18 protein-coding genes, 1 tRNA gene and 9 pseudogenes are annotated in these 22,688 nt (G+C 72.5%); 18 read left to right on the forward strand and 10 right to left on the reverse strand.

Annotation, left to right across the window (positions count from 1 at the left end; all coding sequences use genetic code 11):
* Positions 1-74 precede the first annotated feature (74 nt).
* The 4 genes and pseudogenes from ACZ411_RS00295 (at position 75) to ACZ411_RS00310 (ending at position 4,222) form a co-directional block, all read left to right on the forward strand.
* The gene (locus ACZ411_RS00295; protein WP_464167588.1) at positions 75-1,148 is read left to right on the forward strand and encodes a glycosyltransferase family 2 protein; all 1,074 of its coding nucleotides are present in this window, start codon (positions 75-77) and stop codon (positions 1,146-1,148) included.
* Positions 1,145-1,961: pseudogene (locus ACZ411_RS00300) on the forward strand (CDP-alcohol phosphatidyltransferase family protein); the annotation flags it as partial. The gene ACZ411_RS00295 and the pseudogene ACZ411_RS00300, both read left to right, overlap by 4 nt.
* 4 nt (positions 1,962-1,965) lie before the next feature.
* Positions 1,966-2,841 carry a glycosyltransferase family 2 protein gene (locus tag ACZ411_RS00305; RefSeq protein ID WP_464167590.1) on the forward strand — a complete coding sequence of 292 codons (876 nt, stop codon included), beginning with the start codon at positions 1,966-1,968 and terminating at the stop codon, positions 2,839-2,841.
* A gap of 97 nt (positions 2,842-2,938) precedes the next feature.
* Positions 2,939-4,222: a hypothetical protein gene (locus ACZ411_RS00310; protein ID WP_464167592.1), complete on the forward strand. Its 1,284-nt coding sequence runs from the start codon at positions 2,939-2,941 to the stop codon at positions 4,220-4,222.
* A gap of 48 nt (positions 4,223-4,270) precedes the next feature.
* On the opposite strand, the gene ACZ411_RS00315 is transcribed toward ACZ411_RS00310, so the two are convergent.
* Positions 4,271-5,020 carry a hypothetical protein gene (locus tag ACZ411_RS00315; RefSeq protein ID WP_464167594.1) on the reverse strand — a complete coding sequence of 250 codons (750 nt, stop codon included), beginning with the start codon at positions 5,018-5,020 and terminating at the stop codon, positions 4,271-4,273.
* 152 nt (positions 5,021-5,172) lie between these two features.
* On the opposite strand from ACZ411_RS00315, the gene ACZ411_RS00320 reads away from it, so the two are divergent.
* Positions 5,173-5,496 (forward strand): helix-turn-helix domain-containing protein, encoded by a 324-nt coding sequence (locus tag ACZ411_RS00320; protein WP_094115566.1) that lies wholly within the window; start codon positions 5,173-5,175, stop codon positions 5,494-5,496.
* Here ACZ411_RS00320 and ACZ411_RS00325 read toward each other — a convergent pair.
* The 4 genes and pseudogenes from ACZ411_RS00325 to ACZ411_RS00340 form a co-directional block, all read right to left on the reverse strand.
* The gene (locus ACZ411_RS00325) at positions 5,486-5,797 is read right to left on the reverse strand and encodes a hypothetical protein (protein ID WP_464167598.1); all 312 of its coding nucleotides are present in this window, start codon (positions 5,795-5,797) and stop codon (positions 5,486-5,488) included. The two genes, ACZ411_RS00320 and ACZ411_RS00325, sit on opposite strands and share 11 nt — an antisense overlap.
* Before the next feature lie 76 nt (positions 5,798-5,873).
* Positions 5,874-6,623 carry an ABC transporter ATP-binding protein gene (locus ACZ411_RS00330; protein WP_464167623.1) on the reverse strand — a complete coding sequence of 250 codons (750 nt, stop codon included), beginning with the start codon at positions 6,621-6,623 and terminating at the stop codon, positions 5,874-5,876.
* Positions 6,624-6,663: 40 nt separating this feature from the next.
* A pseudogene (locus ACZ411_RS00335) lies at positions 6,664-7,485 on the reverse strand (ABC transporter permease).
* A gap of 18 nt (positions 7,486-7,503) precedes the next feature.
* Positions 7,504-8,196, reverse strand: coding sequence for a phosphocholine cytidylyltransferase family protein (locus tag ACZ411_RS00340; RefSeq protein WP_464167600.1), 693 nt, complete (start codon positions 8,194-8,196; stop codon positions 7,504-7,506).
* A gap of 278 nt (positions 8,197-8,474) precedes the next feature.
* On the opposite strand from ACZ411_RS00340, the gene ACZ411_RS00345 reads away from it, so the two are divergent.
* On the forward strand, positions 8,475-10,286 hold the full coding sequence (locus ACZ411_RS00345; protein ID WP_464167602.1) for an ATP-binding cassette domain-containing protein: 1,812 nt from the start codon (positions 8,475-8,477) through the stop codon (positions 10,284-10,286).
* A gap of 462 nt (positions 10,287-10,748) precedes the next feature.
* On the opposite strand, the gene ACZ411_RS00350 is transcribed toward ACZ411_RS00345, so the two are convergent.
* Positions 10,749-10,976 (reverse strand): hypothetical protein, encoded by a 228-nt coding sequence (locus tag ACZ411_RS00350; protein ID WP_464167604.1) that lies wholly within the window; start codon positions 10,974-10,976, stop codon positions 10,749-10,751.
* Here ACZ411_RS00350 and ACZ411_RS00355 point away from each other — a divergent pair.
* Together ACZ411_RS00355 and ACZ411_RS00360 are read left to right on the forward strand one after the other, a co-directional pair.
* A complete protein-coding gene (locus ACZ411_RS00355; RefSeq protein WP_464167606.1) occupies positions 10,975-11,496 on the forward strand; it encodes a hypothetical protein in 522 nt (173 codons plus the stop codon). The two genes, ACZ411_RS00350 and ACZ411_RS00355, sit on opposite strands and share 2 nt — an antisense overlap.
* A pseudogene (locus ACZ411_RS00360) lies at positions 11,468-12,231 on the forward strand (DUF3039 domain-containing protein). The gene ACZ411_RS00355 and the pseudogene ACZ411_RS00360 overlap by 29 nt, the downstream one beginning before the upstream one ends.
* Positions 12,232-12,270: 39 nt before the next feature.
* On the opposite strand, the gene ACZ411_RS00365 reads toward ACZ411_RS00360, so the two are convergent.
* Positions 12,271-13,296 (reverse strand): nicotinate phosphoribosyltransferase, encoded by a 1,026-nt coding sequence (locus ACZ411_RS00365; protein ID WP_464167627.1) that lies wholly within the window; start codon positions 13,294-13,296, stop codon positions 12,271-12,273.
* Between the two features lie 64 nt (positions 13,297-13,360).
* Positions 13,361-13,564: pseudogene (locus ACZ411_RS00370) on the reverse strand (nicotinate phosphoribosyltransferase); the annotation flags it as partial.
* Positions 13,565-13,674: 110 nt separating this feature from the next.
* On the opposite strand from ACZ411_RS00370, the gene ACZ411_RS00375 reads away from it, so the two are divergent.
* From ACZ411_RS00375 to ACZ411_RS00400, 6 genes and pseudogenes are all read left to right on the forward strand, one after another.
* Complete coding sequence (locus ACZ411_RS00375) at positions 13,675-14,784, forward strand: cryptochrome/photolyase family protein (RefSeq protein WP_464167608.1); 1,110 nt, start codon at positions 13,675-13,677, stop codon at positions 14,782-14,784.
* Entirely contained in the window at positions 14,730-15,188 is a 459-nt protein-coding gene (locus ACZ411_RS00380) for a hypothetical protein (protein WP_464167609.1), read from the forward strand. The genes ACZ411_RS00375 and ACZ411_RS00380 overlap by 55 nt, the downstream gene beginning before the upstream one ends.
* Positions 15,189-15,274: 86 nt before the next feature.
* Positions 15,275-16,064 (forward strand): annotated as a pseudogene (murI, locus tag ACZ411_RS00385) (glutamate racemase); the annotation flags it as partial.
* Between the two features lie 108 nt (positions 16,065-16,172).
* Positions 16,173-16,913: pseudogene (rph, locus tag ACZ411_RS00390) on the forward strand (ribonuclease PH).
* Positions 16,914-16,922: 9 nt separating this feature from the next.
* Positions 16,923-17,532, forward strand: a pseudogene (gene rdgB, locus ACZ411_RS00395) (RdgB/HAM1 family non-canonical purine NTP pyrophosphatase).
* 89 nt (positions 17,533-17,621) lie between these two features.
* Positions 17,622-18,539, forward strand: coding sequence for a cation diffusion facilitator family transporter (locus tag ACZ411_RS00400; protein WP_094115577.1), 918 nt, complete (start codon positions 17,622-17,624; stop codon positions 18,537-18,539).
* A gap of 87 nt (positions 18,540-18,626) precedes the next feature.
* Here ACZ411_RS00400 and ACZ411_RS00405 read toward each other — a convergent pair whose 3' ends face one another.
* Positions 18,627-19,355: a DedA family protein gene (locus tag ACZ411_RS00405; protein WP_464167612.1), complete on the reverse strand. Its 729-nt coding sequence runs from the start codon at positions 19,353-19,355 to the stop codon at positions 18,627-18,629.
* 144 nt (positions 19,356-19,499) lie between these two features.
* Positions 19,500-19,581 (reverse strand) — tRNA-Leu (locus tag ACZ411_RS00410).
* Positions 19,582-19,613: 32 nt separating this feature from the next.
* Between ACZ411_RS00410 and xylB the strand changes: the two are divergent.
* From xylB to ACZ411_RS00430, 4 genes and pseudogenes are all read left to right on the forward strand, one after another.
* Positions 19,614-21,056, forward strand: a pseudogene (gene xylB / locus ACZ411_RS00415) (xylulokinase).
* A 118-nt stretch (positions 21,057-21,174) separates the two neighbouring features.
* Positions 21,175-21,468 (forward strand): hypothetical protein, encoded by a 294-nt coding sequence (locus ACZ411_RS00420; protein WP_464167614.1) that lies wholly within the window; start codon positions 21,175-21,177, stop codon positions 21,466-21,468.
* A 36-nt stretch (positions 21,469-21,504) separates the two neighbouring features.
* A pseudogene (locus ACZ411_RS00425) lies at positions 21,505-22,200 on the forward strand (recombinase family protein); the annotation flags it as partial.
* A gap of 65 nt (positions 22,201-22,265) precedes the next feature.
* The coding region (locus ACZ411_RS00430; RefSeq protein ID WP_464167625.1) for a recombinase zinc ribbon domain-containing protein at positions 22,266-22,688 on the forward strand (423 nt) is incomplete at its 3' end.

The following is a 22,688-nucleotide window of genomic DNA, read 5'->3' on the forward strand; positions in this document are numbered from 1 at the left end:
GGCGGGCTGGTAATGTGCTGCGAGGCTCGGCCCCCGACGGCCCCGGCCGCACCTCCTCCAAGAGATCGGCTCAGATGGCGCACCACCCGCGACGAGACCCCGTCGCCGGCAGCCCCGGCGAACTGCCCGCCGTCTCGTACGTCATGCCGATCCTCAACGAGGTGGACCACGTCCGGGCGGCCGTGGACAGCATGATGCGTCAGGACTACGCCGGCGACTTCGAGGTCGTCCTCGCGCTCGGACCGAGCACCGACGGGACGACCGAGGTGGTCCGGGAGATGGCGCGTGCCGACTCGCGCATCACGAGCGTCGACAACCCCACGGGCTCGACTCCCGGCGGCCTCAACGCCGCCATCCGCGCGACGCGGAATCCCGTGGTCATCCGCGTCGACGCGCACTCGCTGCTCCCGCCCGACTACACCCGGATCGCGGTGGAGACGCTGCAGGCGACCGGCGCGGACAACGTCGGCGGCCTCATGTCGGCCGAGGGACGGACGCCGTTCGAGAAGGCGGTCGCCCGTGCGTACGGCGCCCGGGTCGGCCTCGGCGGCACCGCGCACCACGTCGGCGGCAAGGAGGGTCCCGCGGAGACCGCGTACCTCGGTGCGTTCCGGCGCGAGCGCCTCGTCGACGTCGGGCTGTTCGACGAGGGCGTCCGTCGTGGTCAGGACTGGGAGCTCAACCGCAGGATCCGGCAGAGCGGCGGCCTCGTCTGGTTCACGCCCCGCATGAAGGTCACCTACCGGCCCCGCTCGACGTTCCGGTCGCTCATCCGGCAGTTCTTCGCGACCGGCCTGTGGCGCGGGGAGCTCGCCCGCCGGTACACGCGGCAGAACTCGGTCCGCTACTTCGTGCCGCCCGTCGCCGTCGCCGGGGTCGCGGTCGGTCTCGTCCTCGGCGTCGCGGGCCTGGTGGGCCCGGCCATCGGGGTGCCGAGCCTGCGCCGCCTCGTCGCCGCGTTCGTCGTCCCCGGCGTCTACGCCGGCTTCGTGCTGGTGAGCACCGTCACCGTGGCCTCGCGGGACGGTGCGGCCACGATGCTGCGGTTCGCCGCGGTGCTCCCGTCCATCCACTTCAGCTGGGGCACGGGCTTCGTGCTCGGATTCCTCGAGCTCACCGACGACCTCGACGGGCACACGGGCCGATGAGCAGCGACCCCCGTACCGGCGACCGCGGCCTGCCGTCCTCCATCGCGGAGCTGCGGCGCGTGACCCAGCCCCCCGAGGTGCGCCTCCGGGCGAACGCCGAGCACTGGACGGCCCACCTCTACCTCCGCGACCTCTCGCCGTACGTCACCTGGCTCCTCCTGCGGACGCCCATCAGCGCCAACGGCGTCACCGTCGTCATGATCCTCACGGGATGGGCAGCCGCCGCGGCCCTGCTCATCCCGGGCATCGCGGGCGCCGCCCTCGCGCTCGTCCTCGGCCAACTGCAGATGCTCGTGGACTGCTGCGACGGGGAGGTGGCGCGCTGGCGGCGCACCTCGTCGCCGGTCGGTCACTTCCTCGACGCGGTCGGGCACTACTCGACCGAGATGCTGATCGCGCTGTCTCTGGGCATCCGTGCCGCCGCGTACCCCTTCGAGGCGCCGGGTGATCTGCCCTGGACGACGCTCGCGTTCGCCCTCGCCCTCGTCATCGTGCTGAACAAGGCGCTGAACGACATGGTGCGCGTCGCCCGCGCGTCCGCCGACCTGCCGAAGGCGCCCGGTCGGGGCCGGGACGGTCGCGTCGCAGCACTCCCTCATCGCGGTCGCGCGCCGGGCCGTGCGGTTCCTGCCCTTCCACCGGATGTTCCACTCGGTCGAGCTGACCATCGTCGTGTTCGTCGTCGCGCTCGTGGGCCTCGTGGCGGGACAGCCGGAGACCGACCGGGTCCTGCTCATCGCGCTCGTGCCGCTCTCGGTGCTCGCCCTCGTCGGGCACTTCGTGATGATCGTCACGTCGCGTCGGCTGACCTCGCGGCGTGACGTCGCCGCTGCCGCGCGTCGGCGTCGTCATCCTGAGCCAGGGCCGCCGGCCGGGAGGGCTCGCCGCCTCACTCGCGTCGGTGTTGCGGCAACGGGACGTCGTCACGGATGTGGTCGTGGTCGGCAACGGCTGGGACCCGGTCGGCCTGCCCGACGGCGTCCGCGGTCTGCACCTGCCCGCGAACGTGGGGATCCCCGCCGGTCGCAACGCGGGCGTCCCGAAGGTGGCGGGGGAGACCCTGTTCTTCCTCGACGACGACGAGACCGTGCCCAGCGCGACGTTCCTGGTCGACTGCCGGGCGCTCATGGCCCGCATGCCGGAGGTGGCGCTCATCCAGCCGCGCATCGTCGACCCGACGGGCGCGGCCACGCCGCGGCGGTGGATCCCGCGCATCCGCAAGGGGGATGCCGCACGGTCCAGCGCCGTCATGTCGGTCCTGGAGGGGGCGGTCGTCGTGCGCCGCGACGCGTTCGAGGCGGCCGACGGATGGGCGGGCGCGTTCTTCTACGCCCACGAGGGGATCGAGCTGGCGTGGCGGGTCTGGGACCAGGGCCTGCGAGCCTGGTACGCCGGGGATCTGGTGGCGCACCATCCCGCCGTCGCCCCCACGCGCCACGCGGAGTACCACCGGCTCAACGCCCGCAACCGCGTCTGGCTCGCGCGTCGGAACCTGCCCCTCCCGCTCGTGCCCGTGTACGTGGGGTCGTGGACCGCGGTGCAGTTGCTCCGCAGCGCTCGCCACCGCGACGGCCTCGGCACCTGGCTGCGCGGCTGGCGGGAGGGTTGGACGACGTCGCCCGGGCCGCGCCGCCCCATGTCATGGCGCACCGTCCTCCGCATGACCCGCGCGGGCAGGCCGCCCGTCATCTGATCGTGATGCGCGACCGCACGGTCACGATCGCACACCGTTCCACGCCCCCGGCCGGGGCTCGTCGGGAGCGGCTCCGAGTGCTGGCTACGGTGGATGCATGGGTCTCCTGAACGATGCGCGCCTCGCCGTGCGCGCTGTCCGCTCGCTGGTCCAGCAGCGCCGTGCACGGGGGATCCTGCAGCGGAAGCTCGCGCTCCGCGCGCCGTCGCCGACCGGCGAGTACCGCATCGCCGTGTACTTCGCCGACTCGGCCGTGAACATGTACCAGATCCGCCAGTGGTACCGCCCGCTGCTCGAGCTGGCCCGGACGCACCCGGTCGTCATCCTCAGCCGCCATCCCGGCGGTGCGAACGCCCTCCTCGACGAGAGCCCGCTGCCGGTCGAGTACGTGCGTCGCGTCGCGGACCTCGAGCGGGTCATCGCGGAGCAGGACATCCGCATCGTCCTGTACGTCAACCAGAACACGCGCAACTTCCAGATGATGCGGTACGGGCGCCGCTGGCACGTCTTCGTCAACCACGGCGAGTCCGACAAGATGTACATGACCACGAACCAGTTCAAGGCCTACGACTACAGCCTCATCGCCGGGGACGCGGCGCGCTCCCGGCTCGGCAAGGTCCTGTGGGACTACGACCTCGACCGCCGGGCCATCCCCATCGGGCGCCCGCAGGCGGACCACTACTCCGGCGAGCTGCCCTACACCCCGGACGACCGCACGGTCGTGCTCTACGCGCCCACCTGGGAGGGGGACCGGCCCGCTGCCGCGTACGGCTCCATCGCCTCGCACGGCGTGCCCCTGGTCCGCGACCTGATCGCGACCGGCCGCCACCGCGTCGTCTACCGCCCGCACCCGCGATCCGGGGTGGTGGACCCCGAGTACGCGCGCGCGAACCGGGAGATCGCGGCGATGCTGGAGCGCGCGAACGCGGAGGATCCGGCGGCGCAGCACGTCGTGGACCGCTCACGGGAGCTCGCCTGGCAGCTGTCCGCGGCGGACCTCGCGATCGTCGACATCTCGGCCATGGTCTACGACCGCCTGGCGGCCGGCCGGCCGCTGATGGTCACGCGTCCCGTGCGACCCGAGGCGCAGATCGACACCGACGGCTACCTCTCCGACTGCGAGTGGCTGACGGCGGACGACGCGCACGGCATCGTCGCGCGGCTGGACGCGCTCCAGCACGACGCGGCGGCCGATCGGCGGCTTGCGGCGTGGGTGCGGCACTACTTCGGCGACACCGCACCGGGCGCGGCGACAGCGCGCTTCCACGCGGCCATCGAGCACCTCATGGGGGAGTGGGACCGCCATGCCGCCCTGCACCTCCGCGACGCGACCACGGATCCGGGTGACGAGCAGGTCGACGACGAGGACGAGGACGCCTGACGCGACGCTCGGTGGTGACGCCGTGGTCGACGCGCGCCGACGATCGGCTCAGCGCTTGGCGGCCTTCTTCTCGGCGACGCGGATGACGCGGGGCTTCCTCTCCGGCACCGCGAGCTCCTCGGGGAATACGGCGGGAGCCGGACCGAACGCCTGACGCGAGCTGGCGACGATCTTGCCGCCGAGCATCCGGTTGCCGGCGCCGCCGATGACCGCGCCGATGCCGAACGGAACGGCCCGCCCGATGGCGCTCGCGCTCTGGTTGAGGACGAAGCGCTTGATGAAGGCCCGCTTGATGCGGTCCGCGATCGGCCCGATGGCGAAGGAGGGCAGCCCGGAGGTGATGGCCCGGCCCCAGTTGGCGTTGCGGTCGACGGGTTGGCCGGAGAACTGCCCGGTGAACTGCTGGATGACCTGAGCTCCCGGGGCACCCAGCATCATCGTCATGACGAGCGCGCGGGCTCGGGCGGGATCCTCCACGGAGATGCCGTGGACCTCCGTGATGGACTGCGCGAAGAGGGCGCTCGCTTCGAGGAAGCCGGCCGTCTCGACGCCGGTGAGCGCGAGGGACACGCCCGTGCCGACGCCCGGGATGACCGCGCTGGCACCGACCGCGGCACCGCCGGCGGTCACCGCCGCCAGGAACCGCTTCTCCAGGATGGCGATGATGCGGTCGGGCGACGCCTCCGGGTGCCGGGCGCGGATGGACCGGATGTGGGCGAGCACGACGGGCCGCTGCACGGACAGGAGACGATCGATGCCGGTGGCCACGGACGGGTCGAGCTCGGGAGCGTCGTTCATCCTCCGAGCCTACGCGCGGCCCCTGGGGGCATCGTGCCCTCGTCGTCTCGCGGATCGTCGGTGGGCATAGCCCTATCCGGAGAAGAGCGGGCGCGGACAGTCGGGGCACTGAAGCTCTGGTCATTCCTTCACGTGGCGGATAAGCATGTGCCATGGTCACCCCCGTATCCGACGCCGCCGCCGAGTTCGGAGCGCGCGTGCGCGAGCAGCGACAGCGCATCGGCATCAGCCAGGAGACGCTCGCCGAGCTCTCGGGCATCCACTGGACCGCGCTCGGCAAGATCGAGCGGGGCCAGCGCAACCCGAGCCTCCGCAACATCGTCAAGATCGCGAGCGGTCTCGACGTGGACGCCGGGATCCTGGTGACCGGGTTGACGGCGGACATGCTGCCGCAGGACGACGGCGACTCGCGCGCCGACCTCATCCGTCTCGAGCGGGAGCGCGACCGCCGCGGCGACTCGCCCGTCAGAAGCTGACCCGCCACAGGTACTCCCCTCCGTCCGGGCGGAACCAGCGGACCACGAGGACCGTGTCGAGGGCCAGGTCGTCGCCTCTGATGGTCGTCGAGAGGCGCTCTCCCGGGCGGACGGTTGCGGGAGCCCGCGAGAGCATCGTGCCCGACCCGAGCAGGTGCAGCGAGATGGCGTGCAGCACCTCGTCGCCCACGTTGACGAGCGCGAACCGGGGGCGTTCCAGGGTGCGGTCGAAGTGCCAGGGCACGCGGTACGCGGGCTCGGGATCCGGACGGACGGGCAGGGGCGGGACGGGTCGCAGCATGCGTGCACGGTAGGGGCGGCGTGCGACGGGCGCGGTCGTGCGCCTGTGCAGGGGCGGTGCTGGGGAGGAGGGGATCTCAGCCGGCGGACGGGGCGGGCGGGCTCTTCGGGCCGTGGTCGGCGTTGTACGCGTCGACGACCTCGTCGATCGGGCCGTCCAGCACGAGCGCGCCCTTGTCGAGGTACAGGCCGCGCGTGCAGAATCGTCGGAGGTCCCGCTCGTTGTGCGACACGAAGAAGAGCGTGCGTCCCTCGGCCAGCATCTCCTCGATCCGGTGGTAGCACTTCTCCCGGAAGGAGCGGTCTCCCACCGCGAGGACCTCGTCCACGAGGAGCACGGGCTCGTCGAGGCGCGAGATGACCGCGAAGGCGATGCGCACCTTCATGCCGCTCGACAGGTGCTTGTAGGGCGTGTCCACGAAGTCCGGGATCTCCGCGAACGCGATGATCTCGTCGAACTGGGCGTCGATCTCCGCCTTGGACATGCCGTGGAGCCCGGCCGTGAGGTAGACGTTGTCGCGCACCGTGAGGTCGTTCACGAACCCGCCCGTGATCTCGATGAGCGGCGCGACGCCGGCGTGCACGTCGATGCGCCCCTCGTCGGCGATGAGCACCTCCGCCACGAGCTTCATCAGGGTGGACTTGCCCTGGCCGTTCCGCCCGACGACGCCGATCGCCTCTCCCGCGTGCACCTCGAACGAGACGTGGCGCAGCGCCCAGAACTCGCCGGGCCGCGCGCGCCTCGTCGACCCGCCGAACAGGTCCTTGAAGCTCCGGCGCGCCTTGCGGTTGCGTCGGAAGCGGATGCCGGCGTCCTCGACGGCGATGACGGGGACGCGGTCCGCGCGTCCGTCGCTGCGACGTCCATCAGATCTCCTTCAGCACGGAGGGGAGGGAGCGGCGGAACACGAGGGCGCCGATCGCGAGGAGGACGGCGGAGATCGAGCGCGCTGACGCCCACCGCGTACCAGTCGAGCTCGGCGGGGAAGAACGCGGAGCGGTAGATGCCGAAGATCCCCGTGAGCGGGTTCAGCGCCGGCCCAGGGGTGGAGCTCCGCAGGCAGGTCGCGGGAGGAGTAGACGATGGGGGAGGCGTAGAAGAGGAACCGGAGCACGAGCTTCACGGCGCGCTCGAGATCGCGGAAGAACACCACGAGCGGCGAGACGATGAGCCCGATCCCGAGCAGCAGCGCCGCCTGGATGAGGACCGCCAGGGGGAACAGCAGCACGTGCAGGTCGAGACGTGCGCCGGCGACGACCGCGAACACGGCGAGCACGGGGCAGGCTCGCCACGAACTCGAACCCCTTCGCGAACACGAGGCGGAGGACCCAGATGGTGCGCGGGATCCGCGTCGAGCGCACCAGCTTCGCCTGGGAGCTGAACGCCTTCGTGAAGTCGCTCGTCGCTCCCGTGAACCACATCCACGGCAGCAGCGCCGCGAGCAGGAACACGATGTACGGCTCCTCGCCGACGTCGCGGGAGAAGACCACCGTGAAGACGAACCAGTAGATGCCCGACATCACCAGCGGGTCGAGGATCGACCAGAACCAGCCGAGCGCGCTCGTCGAGTACCGGACCTTCAGGTCGCGGGTGGTGAGCAGCCAGAGCGATCGGCGGTAGCGCGCCGCGGGGGTACGCGATGCGCGACCGGGGCGGGCGGCATCGGGCACGGCGGGGATCCTCTGCATCAGCATCCCCGAGGCGGTCTAGACGAAGAGGTTGGCCCTCTCGAGGTCCTCCGCGAAGTCGACCTCGACCGCGTACAGGTCGGAGATGTCTACCGGTTCGACGAGCAGGGAGTCCTGCTCGATCGCCAACTCTATTCCACGCTCGAAGTAGTCCTGGTCGGCGACGCGGGCGAGCTGGCGGATGAGGACCGCCTTGTCGGCGCGCGAGACGTAGTTGATCCCGACCGCCTCGCCGAGGCCGCCCTTCACCGTCTTGGACAGCTCGCGGATGTAGCCCTCGGGGCTGGTCGTGTACTTGACCTCCTCGTCGGACACGCGGGAGGTGTTCACCGTCACGAAGGACTGGTCGCGCGCGATCAACGCCGCGGCACGGCGCAGGATCATCGGGTCGAAGACGACGTCGCCGTTCATCCAGAGGACGCCGCCGGGCGCGGACGCGCGGAGGGCGCGGAGCAGGCTCTTCGACGTGTTCGTCTGGTCGTACTGCTCGTTGTAGATGTAGTCGGCGTCCGGGAACGCGTCGATGATGTGGTCGAGCTTGTAGCCGACCACGATGCTGACCTTGGCGTCCTCGCCGAGGCCGAAGCGGATGTTGTCGAACTGCTGGCCCATGATGGTGCGGCCGTCGCTGAGCTCGGTGAGGGGCTTGGGGAGGCTGCGGCCGAGACGGCTGCCCATGCCTGCCGCCAGGATGACTACCTGCGTGGTCATGTGTTCTCCGTTCGATGCGGGGTGCCGAGTGCTATCGGGATCCCTCGGGGTCGAGGGTTCGCCGGGACTTCACCCGCGGGTTTCCTGATCGACACTCCGTCATGCCTCCCCCATCGTAGGCCGCGGGTGAGGAAATAGGTGGTAGAAGGGGGCGGGTCGTGTCCCTTTCGTGATGATCGTCGCCCGGCGTCGGCGCGGGGCGGACCGGTGCCGGGACCGGGCGCGACGGCCCTCGGGGTCCGCATCGGCCCGGAGGGGCGCCTTGGTAACGTGGGGCCGTGACCGACGAGCCCGACGAGACGACCCCGCCCGACGCCGCGTCCGATGCCCGGGCGGAGTCCGGGAACGGGGTCGTGCAGGGAGCGCCGACGGACGCCCTCGAGCGCCCGACCGACGAGGGCGGGACCGGTCCCGATCCCCTCGGCGACCCGGTCGCACCGGCTGCCGTCCCGCGCGCGCCCCGGCCCGGTCAGCGCGTGCCGCGGCGCGCCACGGCACCCTCGCCGCGGACGGCGCCGGCCGTCGTCGTCGCGCCCACGCCTCCGCGCACCAAGGCCGCCGCCGTCGTCGCGAGGTCCGTGCGCCCGGCCCCGGGCGCCGGTGACGACGGTGCGGATCCGACCGCGGCGACGCCGTCCCGCTCGCCGCGGGTGCGCCGCCGCACACGCGCGCAGCGCCCGGCGGGGAGCGCCGAGGCCGCCGCGGCGCCCGAAGCGCAGGACCCGATCGACGTCGCCGCCGACGACCGTGCGCCGGAGCCCGATCGCTCCACTCCGGATGCCGAGGTCGCGGTGCCGGCCGCCGCGCCGCAGGCCGACGAGGCTCCGGACGACGGCGTCGACGGACTCCGTGGGCTGCTCGCCGAGGCGTCTGCCGAGGCCGACGGCCAGGCAGGGACGCGCCCCGACCGTTCGCCGCAGGCGTCCGCCATGACCGACGTCTCGACCGAGGTCGACCCGGCCGAGCACGCAGAGGATCTGGCGCGAGAGGGGGAAGCGCACTCCGCGGATGATCCCCGCTCCGTTCCGGAGGAGGGGGTCGGGCCGGAGGACGACGTCGCGCCGGAGTCCGGCACGCGGATCGAGGAGGATGCGGGGCAAGTCGCGCCTGCGGATCCCGCCGACGCCGAGCCCGGCGCCGCTCGACCGGCGGCGGCCGAGGCGGCCGCCGCAGAGCCGGTCGCCGTCGAGCCCCCGCCCGCACGGCCGGTCACGGTCCGCACCGACAGCCTCACCTCCCCGCGCCCGACGCGTCCCGACCTTCCCGGGGTCCGCGAGACCGCGCTCACCCCTTCCGTCCGCGGCGACCGCGCCGCGGCTCCGGAGCTGGGGGAGGACGTCCTCGTCATCCAGGGCCTCACCAAGAGGTTCGACGAGAAGGTCGCCGTCGACGACATCGCGCTCACGGTGCGCGCCGGATCGTTCTACGGGATCGTCGGCCCCAACGGCGCCGGCAAGACCACGACCATGTCGATGGTGACCGGCCTGCTGCGTCCCGACGGCGGCACCGTGACCGTGAACGGCATCGACGTCTGGCGCGACCCTCTCGCCGCCAAGCGCAGCATCGGCGTCCTGCCGGACCGGCTCCGCCTCTTCGACCGCCTCACCGGCGCCCAGCTCCTGCACTACTCCGGGGCCCTCCGCGGGCTCGACGACGCGGAGATCCGCAGCCGGGCGGCCGACCTCGTCGAGGCCTTCGGCCTGGAGGACGCCGTCGGCCGGCTCGTCACCGACTACACCGCCGGCATGGCCAGAAGGTCGCCGCTGCGCCTGCCCATGATCCACTCGCCGCGCATGCTCGTGCTCGACGAGCCGTTCGAGTCGGTCGACCCCGTCTCGGCGGCGAACGTCGTGGAGATCCTGCAGGACTACGTGGCGCATGGCGGCACCGTCGTGCTGTCGAGCCACGGCATGGACTTCATCCAGCGGATCTGCGACCACGTGGCGATCATCGTCAACGGCCGGGTGCTGGCCGCGGGCACCATGGACGAGGTCCGGGCGGGACGCTCCCTGGAGGAGCGCTTCGTGGCGCTGGCCGGCGGACGCCGCACGGCGGAGGGGTTCTCGCGGTTGCACTCGTTCTCCGACTGAGGCTCGCCCTCCTCGCCAACGCGTTCCGCCGCAGTCCCTGGCAGGTCCTCGGCATCGTCGCCGCCGGCGCGTACGGGATCCTCGTCACGGTGCTCGCCGTCGGCGCGCTGGCGGGCCTCCGCGACGCGGACGTCGGCTCGGCGCTCGACGTCGTCGTGGCCGGGGGCTCCCTCGTCGTCCTCGGGGCCCTCCTGGTGCCCCCGGTCCTCGGATCCGAGGACGCCCTGGACCCGCGGCGCTTCGCCCCCTACGGGATCGAGCCGCGGCGACTCGCCCTGGCCCTGGGTGTCGCCGCCCTCGTGAGCGCGCCGGGCGTCGTCCTCGTCGTCGTGGCGATGACCACCGTCGTCACGTGGTCCCGGGATCCGGTCACCGGCGCGGTGGCCGTGGTCGCCGGCCTCGCCGCCGTGGTCACGTGCGTCCTCGTGGCGCGCATCAGCACCGTCCTCGCCGGCGTGCTGCTCAGCACGCGCCGGGCACCGGGAGGCGACGGGCCTGGCCGCGGGCCCTGGATCGGCCGTCCTCCTCGTGCCCGCCGTCGTCGCCCTCGCGCAGGCCGACCTCCTCGACGACGGGCTCCGGCCCGCGCGCGGAGCCCTCGGCGTCCTCGCGTGGACGCCGATCGGGGCGGCCTGGGCGGCCTGCGCCGGCGGCCGCGGTCGCCGGCGACGCGGGAGCCGCTGCGGGCATGCTCCTCGTCGCCCTCCTCTCAGCCGCGCTGCTGGCGCTCGCCTGGGTGCGCCTCGTGCCCTGGGCGCTCACCGCACCGGACCGCGCCGGCGGCGGCCGAGCCCAGTCCGGCCTCGGCTGGTTCGGCCGCTTCGGTGCGTCGCCCACCGGCGCGGTCGCCGCTCGGAGCGTCACGTACTGGATCCGCGACCCCCGCTACCGCGCGACCCTCGTGCTGATCCCCGTGCTGCCCCTCGTGCTCCTCGTGCCCCTGGTCATCGTCGACGTCGACGCGCACGTGCTCGCGCTCGTGCCGCTCCCCGTGATGGCCCTGTTCCTCGGATGGAGCGTGCACATGCAGACCCCCCGCGCACGACCACACCGCGGTCTGGCTGCACGTGGTGTCCGGCATCCGCGGGACCGCCGATCGCATCGGGCGCATCGTGCCGGTCCTCGCCATCGGCGTGCCGCTCATCGCGATCGGCGCGCCGCTCAGCGCGCTCGGGTTCGGCATGACTCCTTCGTGCCTGCCGTCCGGTGATCGGCGTCAGCGCGGTGGGTCCTGCTCATCGGCGCCGGGCCTGTCGCCTCGCTCTTCTCCGCGCGCTTCCCGTACCCCGCCTCGCGTCCCGGCGACAGCCCGTTCCACGCGCCGCAGACGTCGGGGGCCGGCGGCTCCACGGATCCCCACGCTCACGTTCATCGCCACAGTCGTGCTGGCGCTGCCGTCGGCGTGGCTCGGAGGACTGGGCCTCGCGCACGGGGGCGCGTACCCGGCGTGGTCACTCGTCGTCGGTCTCGGCATCGGGGTCGGCGACGCTCGTCGCGGGCGTCGCGGGAGGCGGCCGCGTCTTCGAGCGCCGGGGTCCCGAGCTGCTGGCCTTCGCGCAGCGGCACTGATCCGCGGGGCACGGCGGGCCGTGGCATCGGCTGCGTCCACCCGCTCCGCGGGTTCCGGCGCACGGGAAAAGTACACTGGGCGGACGGTCGATCCGCAAGCATCGAACAGGACCCCGGCCGACCCGCGCAGGGCGGCGGCACCGACACCCTCGACCGCGAGCTCGAGGAGCTCCTCGAGCAGGAGACGATCGAGCCCGGCGATCACTGAGCGCTTCTCGCACTACGTGAAGAAGGACAAGATCCTCGAGTCCGCCCTCAGCGGCAAGCCCGTCAAGGCGCTCTGCGGGAAGAAGTGGCTGCCCGGTCGCGGAATCCCGAGAAGTTCCCCGTCTGCCCCGACTGCAAGCGCATCTACGAGCGCATGAAGGACGAGTAGGCGGCTCCTGCACGCAACGGCGGGGCTGCGAGATGCGGCTCAGACGGCGGTGCCCTGCTCCGTCGGGATCGCCGGGTCGCCCGCGCGCAGCCGGAACGCCTGCACCGGCAGGTCGCGCACGACGCGAGCATGGTGCTCGCGCGCCGCGGACGTGCCCGCTCGGCCCATCCACCGGGCGTCGGGCTGCCCGTCCTCGGCCAGCGTGACGAGGAGGTCCCGGTCGCCGGGGAGCCGCTCCGGGTGCGGTCCCACGGTCACGAGCTCCGCGGTGGCGGTGCCCTGCGCGTCGTGCCGCCGCAGCGCCCCCTTGAGGCCCCCGCGGCTCTGCTTCCCGGTGGACCGCTTCGCGACGGGCACCCACTCGCCCTGCCCACCCGCGTCGCGGTGCGCGACCAGCTTGAACACCATGCCCGCGGCGGGAGCGCCGGATCCGGTCACGAGCGACGTGCCGCACACCGTACGAGTCCACCGGGGACGCAGCCAGACCCGCGATGCCGTGCTCGTCGAGGTCGTTGGTGACGGTGATCCGCGTGCCCGTGGCGCCCAGCGCGTCGAGCTGGGCGCGCACCTCGCCCACCAGCACCGGCAGGTCGCCGGAGTCGAGCCGGACGGCGCCGAGGCCCGGCCCGGCGACCCGCACCGCGGTCTCCGACGCCCTCGCGGACGTCCGAAGCGTGTCCGAACGGCAGACAGCGTCGTGCCCGCGCCGAGCGCGGCCACCTGCGCCCGGAAGGCCTGCTCCTCCGTGTCGTGCAGCGAGGAAGCGAAGGAGTGGGCGGCCGTCCCCATCGTCGGGACGCCCCAGGTGCGGCCCGCCTCCAGGTTCGAGGTCGCGCTGAAGCCCGCGACGAACGCGGCGCGCGCGGCGGCCACCGCGGAGCGCTCCCCGGTCCGTCGCGAGCCGATCTCGGCGAGGGGGCGTCCGCCGGCGACCTGCACCATGCGGGCCGCGGCGCTCGCGACCGCGCTGTCGTAGTTGAGCACGCTGAGGACGAGGGTCTCGAGGATGACCCCGTCGGCGAAGGGCGCCTCGATCGTGAGCAGCGGCGAGCCGGGGAAGTACACCTCGCCCTACGCGGCATCCGGTGATCCGGCGGCGGAAGCGGTAGTCGGCGAGCCAGGCGAGGGCGTCCTCGCCCACGACGCGCTCGGACCGCAGGTACTCGAGGCTCGTCGTCAACCCGAAGCGGAAGTCGCGGATGAGTCTCCAGCAGCCGTCATCCGCGCCCGCGACCAGCGCCATGAACCGCCGACCCGTGGGGAGGCGGCGCGCGAAGCACTCGAACACGCACTCGCGGTCGTGGGTGCCGGCCTTCAAGGCGGCGTCCAGCATCGCGAGCTCGTAGCGGTCGGTGAGGAGCGAGGCGGCCTGGCGCACCCGCCCAGCCTAGGGCTGGCCGTGGCCCGGGCAGGTCCGATCCGCCGGGCACACGCCCCGGCCGCATGACGGGGGTCCCGCCTAGGGTCGCACCATGCAGCGCACCCGATGGATCCTCGCCGACCAGCTGGGCGACCACTTCGACGACGGCGGGCCCGTGCTGCTCATCGAGTCGCGCGGACTGCTCGCCCGGCGGCCCTACCACCGGGCGAAGGCGCACCTCATCCTGTCCGGCATCCGGCACCGTGCCCGTGCACTGGGCGACCGGGTCGAGTTCCACCAGGTCGACCACTACCGCGACGTCGTCGCCGACCGGCGCGACCTCGAGGTCGTCGATCCCACGTCCCGGCGGGCTGCGGCGGCTCGTCGCCGACATCGGCGCCGACGTGCTGCCGAGCCGCGGCTTCATCACCAGCGAGCAGGAGTTCGCCGAGTGGATGGCGGGGCGCACGTCGAACCGGCTCGTCATGGAGGACTTCTACCGGTGGTCGCGGGCGCGCACGGGCATCCTCATGGACGGCGACGACCCGGTCGGCGGCCGCTGGAACTTCGACCACGACAACCGGGAGAGGCCGCCGCGCGGCGCGACGACGCTGGGGCTGCCGGAACCGTGGTGGCCGGAGGAGGACGACATCGACGCCAGAGGTCCGCGCCGACCTCGACCGGTGGGAGCGCGAGGGCGTCGTCCACCTGGTGGGGGAGGACGGCACCCCGGCGCTTCGCCGGTGTTGAGCGAGCCGGAGGAGGGGACGCGCCGCGCTCGACGACTTCGTGGCCAGCCGCCTCAACGACTTCGGGCCGTTCGAGGACGCGTCCCTCTCGGGCGACTGGACGATGGCCCACTCCCTCCTCAGCGCGACCATGAACATGGGCGTGCTGGATCCCGCGGACGTCATCGAGCGCATGGTCGCCGAGCATGCGGCGGGTCGGGCCCCCATCCAGAGCGTCGAGGGCATCGTGCGGCAGATCATGGGCTGGCGCGACTACGTGTGGCACCTCTACTGGGCCTTCGACGAGGACTACGTCGCCGAGAACCGCCTCGACGCCCACCGCGGCGTGCCGACCGGCGATCCGGCAGCGCCTCGACGCCTCCGGCATCGAGGCGGCCTGCCTCGCGCACGTGGTCGACAAGGTGCGCACGCACGGCTGGGCGCATCACATCGAGCGGCTCATGATCCTCGGCGACCTCGCGCTCCAGCGCGGCTACGACCCGAAGGCCATGAACGACTGGTTCATCGACTCCTTCGTCGACACCGGCACGCCGTGGGTCATGCCCGCGAACGTCGTCGGCATGGCGCTGCACGCCGACGGCGGACGCACGGCCGACGAAGCCGTACGCGGCCGGCGGCGCCTACATCGACCGCATGACCGACCACTGCTCCGGCTGCCCGTTCGAGCCGAAGGTGCGGGTGGGCCCCGACGGCCTGCCCCTACACCGCGGGCTACTCGGCGGGTCCTCGACCGGAACCGGGACCGGCTCCAGGGCAACGCGCGCATGAACCAGCCGCTCGCGGGGCTGAAGCGGCTGAAGGACCTGCCGGAGCTCATCGCCCAGGAGGACGCGCGGCGGTCGCTGTGACCGGGCGGCCCGTCGTGGGCCTGTCCGCCCTCGGGGCCCGTCCGCCCTCGGGATCCCCGACGGGAGCCCGCCGGTAGGCTGACGGGATGAGCGACGCGCCGATCGGGATCTTCGACTCCGGCGTCGGCGGCCTCACCGTCGCCCGCGCCGTCGCGACCCTCCTGCCGCGCGAGTCGATCATCGACATCGGCGACACCGCGCACACTCCCGACGGCGACAAGCCCATCGTCCGAGGTCCGCCGCTACGCGCTCGCGGTGCTCGACGACCTCGTCGAGCGCGGCGTGAAGATGCTCGTCATCGCCTGCAACACCGCGTCGGCAGGCCATGCTCCGGGACGCCCGGGAGCGCTACGACATCCCGGTCGTCGAGGTCATCCAGCCCGCCGTCCGCACGGCGGTCAGCGTCACCCGCAACCACCGGGTCGGCGTCATCGCGACCCACGCCACGGTCACGAGCCGTGCCTACGACGACGCCTTCGCCGCCGCTCCGCACCTCGCCCTGACCTCCGCGGAGGCGCCGCGATTCGTCGAGTTCGTGGAGCGCGGCGAGACCTCGGGCCCGAGCTGATGGCGGCGGCGGAGGAGTACCTCGCGCCCCTGCGCGCCGCAGGCATCGACACGCTCGTCCTCGGCTGCACGCACTACCCGTTCCTCGAGGGCGCCATCTCCCTGCTCATGGGCCCGGACGTGACGCTCGTCTCGAGCGACACCGAGACCGCGAAGGACGTGTACCGCGAGCTCGTGTCCGCCGGCCTCGAGCGCCGGACGGATGCTCCGCCCGTCATCCGCTACGAGGCCACGGGCGGCAGCGCATCCGACTTCGAGACGCTCGCGCACCGCATGCTCGGCGCCGGCGTCTCGCACGTGGAGCTCGTTCGAGTACGGCGCCATGCCCCTTCCTCCGCCGCGCGCGGCGGGACGCGGCGACGCCTCCGGACGCCGTCGGCACCCCGTCCACCCCCGATCCGCAGCCGCAGGCCGCACATGACCGACGACACCACCCGCCACGACGGCCGCGCCGCCGACCAGCTGCGCGAGATCAGCATCGAGAGGAACTGGAGCGAGCAGGCCGAGGGATCCGCCCTCATCTCCTTCGGGCGCACGCGCGTCCTCTGCACCGCCTCCTTCACGAACCGCGTCCCGCGCTGGAAGGCCGGCAGCGGCCAGGGCTGGGTCACCGCCGAGTACGCCATGCTCCCGCGCGCCACGAACGAGCGCATGGACCGCGAGGCCGTGAAGGGCAAGGTCGGCGGCCGCACGCACGAGATCTCCCGCCTCATCGGCCTGGAGCCTGCGCGCCGTCGTCGACATGAAGGCCCTCGGCGAGAACACGATCGTCATCGACTGCGACGTCCTGCAGGCCGACGGCGGCACCCCGGACCGCGGCCATCACGGGCGCCTACGTCGCACTGGCGGACGCGCTGGGAGTGGGGCCGCGAGCGGAAGTTCATCGCCCAGCGTGCCACGCCGCTGAAGGACAGCGTCGCGGCGGTCTCCGTGGGCATCGTCGACGGGAAGCCCCTGCTCGACCTGGCCTACGTCGAGGACGTGCGCGCCGAGACCGACATGAACGTAGTCATGACGGGCAGCGGCTCCTTCGTCGAGGTCCAGGGCACCGCCGAGGGCGCGCCCTTCGACCGTGCGGAGCTCGACGCCCTGCTGGATCTCGCGCTGGGCGGCGGCACCACGCTGGCCGCGCTGCAGGCCCAGGCCCTCGGGCGCTGAGGAGCCCCGGTGATCCCCCTCGTCCTGGCCACGCACAACGCCCACAAGGTCGAGGAGCTCCGCCGGATCCTCGGATCCCGCCTCGCCGGCATCGACCTCGTCGCCTACGACGGTCCCGAGCCCGTGGAGGACGGGACCACCTTCGAGGAGAACGCGCTCGTCAAGGCGCGTGCCGCGGCGCTCCACACGGGGCGGGCGGTCCTCGCGGACGACTCCGGCATCGCCGTCGACGTCCTCGGCGGATCGGCCCGGCATCTTCTCCGCACGCTGGGCGGGCCCGGCGCGCGACAGCGCGCAGAACCTCGAGCTCCTGCTCTGGCAGCTGGGCGACGTGCCGGACGCCCATCGCGGCGCGCGGTTCGTCTGCGCGGCCGCGCTCGTCGTGCCGACGGCGGACGGCCTGGTCGAGCGGACCGCGACGGGCGTGTGGCAGGGGACCGTGCTCCGCGAGGTCCAGGGCGACGGCGGCTTCGGGTACGACCCGGTCTTCCGTCCTGACACCGGGGGAGCGAGCGCCGCGGCCCTCGACGCGGACGAGAAGAACCGGGTCAGCCACCGCGCGCGGGCGTTCGACGCGATCATGCCCGTGGTGCGTCGGGAGCTCCTCGGCGAGGGCTGAGCCGCCGTTCCGACCTCGTGAGAGCGGGAGTCGTTCCCGACTGCGCCAGCGGGTGGATCCCCATGCTCGCGGGCCCGTACGGTGGACGCATGGGCCACGGCACGCACGATCACGGCGCGGCCACCACCGACCGTCGCCGCCTGGTCATCGCCATCGCGATCACGGCCACCGTCCTCGTCGTCGAGGTGGTCGGCGCGCTCGTCTCGGGATCGCTCGCGCTGCTCGCCGACGCCGGTCACATGACGAGCGATCTGCTCGGCCTCGGCATCGCCCTCGTCGCCACCATCGTGGCCGCGCGTCCCGCCACCGATCGCCATACCTTCGGATTCCAGCGCGGCGAGGTGCTGGGAGCGCTGGTGAACGGCCTCATCCTGGTCGGCGTCGCCGTCTACGTCGCGGTGCACGGCGTGCAGCGGCTGCTGGCGCCCGAGGGGCCCCAGGTGGACGCCGGCATCATGCTCCTCGCAGCCGTGGTCGGGCTCGTCGCGAACGTGATCGCGCTGCTGGTCCTCCGCGGGGGAGCGGGCACCTCCATCAACCTCCGCGGTGCCTACCTGGAGGTGCTCGGCGACGCGTTCGGGTCCGTCGCGACCATCGTCGCCGGCATCGTGATCGCGCTCACCGGCTTCGGCCGCGCCGACGCCATCGCCTCGCTCGTGATCGCGGCGCTCATCGTGCCGCGGGCCGCCGTCCTGCTCCGCGACGTGGTCACCGTGCTGAACGAGTCGACGCCCGCCGGCACCGAGCCCGAGCGCATCCGCGCGCACCTGCTGGAGACGCCCGGCGTGACCGCGGTCCACGACGTGCACGTCTGGGCCATCACCTCCGGTTCGCCGGTCTTCACCGCGCACGTGGTCGTGGAGCAGGAGGTCTTCCGCGAGGGCCGCACGGGCGAGCTGCTCGATCGGCTGGCCGGCTGCCTCGACGACCACTTCGATGTGGAGCACAGCACGTTCCAGCTGGAGCCGGAGGAGCATGCCGGGCACGAGCACCGGCACCACGTCTGACACCGCGCGTCCTCTCCCGCCGACCGGTGCGCGAGAACGGCGAAGGATCGCCGTCTGCCGTGCCTCCGATCGCGATCGCGACGGGACTCAGCGGCGCGGGTCGTTCGAGGGGTCCTGGTCGAAGTTCTCGGGGGAGAGGGCGAGGTCCTCGCCGGCGGGGGCCACGCCCGCCGCCTCCTCGTCGCGCGCGTGCTTGCGGGCGCGGAGGAAGTGGATCGCGGTGGGCACGAGCGTCACGAAGACCGCGCCGAGGAGCACGTAGTCGATGTAGTGCGTGACGAAGTCGCGGATGGGCGGGAAGCCGTTCAGCAGGTTGCCGAGCCAGGTGAGGCCGGCGCCCCAGATGATCGCGCCGACGGCGTTGTAGAACGAGTACTTCCGGTAGTCCATGTGACCGACGCCCGCGGCGATCGGCGCGAAGGTCCGGACGATCGGCACGAAGCGCGCCGCGATGACCGCGAGGCCGCCGAAGCGGGCGAAGAAGGCGTTCGTGCGGACGACGTTCTGCCGGCTGAAGATGCCGGAGTCCTTGCGCTCGAAGATCCTCGGACCCGCCTTGTGGCCGATCAGGTACCCGACCTCGCCGCCGGCGAACGCCGAGAACGCGATGGCGAGGCAGATCCACCAGATGTCGATGCCGGTGATGCCCGGCAGGGTGAGCCCCGCGATGACGAGGAGGGTGTCGCCGGGGAAGAGGAAGCCGAAGAGCAGGCCCGTCTCGGCGAAGATGATGAGGCAGATCCCGATGAGGGCGAATCCCCCGAACGACTCGATGAGCGTCGTCGAGTCGAGGAAGTCGAAGAGCAGGGGATGCACGTGGGGCTCCAGTCGTGGTGGGTCGCGGGGCACGCGGAAGCGGCCTGCGGCCAGCACAGGATATCGCCAGCGCCCCGGATCCCGCCGCGAGGCGGCCACCCCCGGTCGAGGGGTGCTGCCCAGTGGGAGGGCCGCCGGCGACGGTGCGGGAGAAGGGACTTGAACCCTCACGCTCGAAAGCACAGGAACCTAAATCCTGCGTGTCCACCGATTCCACCACTCCCGCGGGTGCCCGACCAGCTTATGACGCCCCCTAATATGTTGATCGTGACAACGAAGACACTCGTAGCAGGCATCGACTCCTCCACGCAGAGCTGCAAGGTGGTCGTCCGCGACCTCGACTCGGGCGCCCTCGCGCGCTCCGGCTGCGCGTCCCACCCCGACGGCACGGAGGTGGATCCGGCCGGATCGGTGGGACGCCCTCCTCGCGGCCATCGCCGACGCGGGCGGCCTCGACGACGTGGCCGCCATCTCGGTCGGCGGCCAGCAGCACGGCATGGTCTGCCTCGACGAGTCGGGCGCGGTCGTCCGCGACGCGCTCCTCTGGAACGACACCCGTTCCGCGCAGGCCGCCGCTGACCTCCGCGACGAGCTGAGCGCCGACACCTGGGCGAGCGCCACCGGCGTCGTCCCGGTCGCCTCGTTCACCGCCACCAAGCTCCGCTGGCTCCGCGACGCGGAGCCGGAGAACGCGGCCCGCGTCGCCGCCGTCGCCCTCCCGCACGACTGGCTGACCTGGCGCCTCCTCGGCCACGGCGTCGGTTCCCCGGACCTGGCCGCCCTCGCCACGGACCGCTCCGACGCGAGCGGCACCGCGTACTGGTCGAGCGTCACGGGGGAGTACCGCCTCGACCTGCTCGAGCGCGCGCTCGGCCGCGTGGTCGGCCTCCCGCGCGTGCTCGGCCCGGGGGAGTCCGCGGGCGTCACGGGCGACGGCATCCCCGGCGTCCCGGCCGGCATCCCCGTCGGCCCCGGGCGCGGGCGACGACGCCGCCGCCGCGCTCGGCCTCGGCGCGGTGCCGGGCGACGTGGTGCGTGTCCATCGGCACGTCGGGCACGGTGTTCGCCGTCACGGCGGATCCCATCGCCGACGCCTCCGGCACGGTCGCGGGCTTCGCCGACGCCACGGGCAACTTCCTCCCGCTCATCGCGACACTCAACGCCGCCCGCGTGCTCGACGGCGGCGCGCGCCTCCTCGGCGTCGACCATGCCACGCCCTGCCTGTCCGACCTCGCGCTCGAGGCGCCCGCGGGATCCGACGGCCTCGTGCTCCTCCCGTACTTCGAGGGCGAGCGCACGCCGAACCTCCCGGACGCGACGGCGTCGCTGCACGGCATGACCCTCCGCAACAGCACGCCGGCGACCATGGCCCGCGCGCACGTCGAGGGCATGCTGTGCGGCCTGGCCGACGGCCTCGACGCGATCACGCGCCAGGGCGTGGAGGTGGAGCGCGTGCTCCTCATCGGCGGCGGGGCGAAGAGCCGGGCAGTGCGCGAGATCGCGCCGACGATCTTCGGCGTCCCCATCCACGTGCCGGACGCAGGTGAGTTCGTCGCCGACGGCGCCGCGAAGCAGGCCGCGTGGATCCTCACGGGGAGCCCGCCCGAGCGGCCCCTCGCGGGCGACGAGGTCTTCGACGCCTCGGGCGTGCCGGCGGTGCGCGCGGCGTACGCGGCGGCGAAGGCGGAGCTGGGGTACTGACGCCGGCGGGCCGGCGCTCGACGCGTCGGCCTGTGGACGGCGCGCGCGGCGGGCTCCCCCGATCAGCATCCTGTCCGGATGCAGACGCGGACCCCCCCTCGACACCATCGCCGGGCGGGTGAGGGAGCGCCTGCGCGACGAGGGGGCGTCGACGGCACCGGGCGATACCGCCGCCCTCGTCCGTGAGGAGGTCCGCCGCTTCGCGGAGCAGGCCCTCGGATCCGACTCCCGCCTCCTCGACGACGAGGCGGCCACGGAGCGGCAGGTGCTCGCGCGCCTCACGGGCTTCGGCGCTCTGCAGCCCCTCCTCGACGACGACTCCATCGAGGAGGTGTGGATCAACTCGCCCACGGCGCTGTTAGCATCTGACAATGACTCGTGCTGTGATCTACGCTCGCCTCTCCAATGCTGATGAGGACTCGCACAGCATTGAGACCAGCTCGCATCCCTCCATGCGCTCGCCAAGAAGGAGAAGTACACCGTCCTCCCGAACCTGGTGGACGACGGGGTGTCGGGGTACTCGGGAAAGACTCGTCCCGCCTTCTCGAAGCTCCTGAAGACCATCAACGATGGACACGTGGATGTCGTGATGGCGCGGCACATGGATCGTCTGTCGAGGAACGACACCGACAACGTGGCGCTTCGGATTGCGTGCACGAAGGCCGGTGTCAAGCTCCAGTTCTCGGACGGGGCGATCACAGATCCGGCCACGGCCTCAGGAGGGCTCATGGCTACGGTCACAGCGGGGTTGGCCGTGTACGAGTCCACGCTGAAGACCGAACGGCTCCTGGCGCACTACGAGGAAGCGAAGAGGAAGGGCACCCTGAAGCCTTCCCTCGTTCCCTTCGGTTGGCAGCCCGACAAGATCCACCTGGATGAGACGCAGGCCGCAGCCGTCCGACACGCCTACAAGGTGATCCTCGACGGAGGGACGATCTACTCGATCATCCGAGAGTGGAACGGACCTGGTCCTGGTCACGTCGCGACCCCTGGTAAGAGCGAAGGGTGGTCATATGCGGCTGTGAAGGCCATGCTCCTCCGACCGCGCAACGCCGGTCTCGTGAAGCACGGGAAGGGCTTCTTGGAGGGAGCTACGGGGGAGTGGGAGCCCATCGTCTCCCGGGCTGACTACGAGGCGGCGAGCGCTCTCCTCAGGGATCCGAAGCGCCGCCTGTCTCCTGGACACAAGCCCAAGTTCCTGGCTCGGGGATCGTCACCTGCGGCGTCTGCGGCCAGCCGATGCGGAGCAGCAGCGCCTACCCCGATGCCAAGACGGGGGAGCGCGTGCCGATCTACCGGTGTGTCTCCAAGATGGCCTTCCCTGCCGACAGCCAGCGCCACGTCTCAGCCAAGATCCCTGTCTTGGACGCCATGGTCCGTGATGCCGTCGTGTCAGCGTTCGTCTTCGGCACGGGTGACTTGCTCCCCGACGAGACGGCCGACATCGGGCCGTTGGATCAACAGCTCGCCGCGGTGCGCCAGAAGAAGCAGGTGCTCGTGGACCTGCTCACAGACGGCACGCTCAACCCCCAGGAGGCGGCAGGGCAGATAAGGACGCTACGCGGGCAGGAGGAGGAGCTGGAGGCTGCCCGAGATGTCCTAGTGGCGCAGAACGCCTCGGCGGCGATGTCG

This window comes from Clavibacter sp. AC415 (assembly GCF_979252985.1).

Excerpts from the sequence above, each read along its gene's own strand:
- ACZ411_RS00340 (WP_464167600.1), bottom strand. The coding sequence starts at position 8,196 with ATGACCACGCAGGTAGTCATCCTGGCGGCAGGCATGGGCAGCCGTCTC.
- ACZ411_RS00315 (WP_464167594.1), bottom strand. The coding sequence starts at position 5,020 with ATGAACGACGCTCCCGAGCTCGACCCGTCCGTGGCCACCGGCATCGAT.
- ACZ411_RS00400 (WP_094115577.1), top strand. The coding sequence starts at position 17,622 with ATGGGCCACGGCACGCACGATCACGGCGCGGCCACCACCGACCGTCGC.
- ACZ411_RS00350 (WP_464167604.1), bottom strand. The coding sequence starts at position 10,976 with ATGCCCGCAGCGGCTCCCGCGTCGCCGGCGACCGCGGCCGCCGGCGCA.
- ACZ411_RS00375 (WP_464167608.1), top strand. The coding sequence starts at position 13,675 with ATGACGGGGGTCCCGCCTAGGGTCGCACCATGCAGCGCACCCGATGGA.
- ACZ411_RS00325 (WP_464167598.1), bottom strand. The coding sequence starts at position 5,797 with ATGCTGCGACCCGTCCCGCCCCTGCCCGTCCGTCCGGATCCCGAGCCC.
- ACZ411_RS00355 (WP_464167606.1), top strand. The coding sequence starts at position 10,975 with ATGCTCCTCGTCGCCCTCCTCTCAGCCGCGCTGCTGGCGCTCGCCTGG.
- ACZ411_RS00310 (WP_464167592.1), top strand. The coding sequence starts at position 2,939 with ATGGGTCTCCTGAACGATGCGCGCCTCGCCGTGCGCGCTGTCCGCTCG.
- ACZ411_RS00320 (WP_094115566.1), top strand. The coding sequence starts at position 5,173 with ATGGTCACCCCCGTATCCGACGCCGCCGCCGAGTTCGGAGCGCGCGTG.
- ACZ411_RS00295 (WP_464167588.1), top strand. The coding sequence starts at position 75 with ATGGCGCACCACCCGCGACGAGACCCCGTCGCCGGCAGCCCCGGCGAA.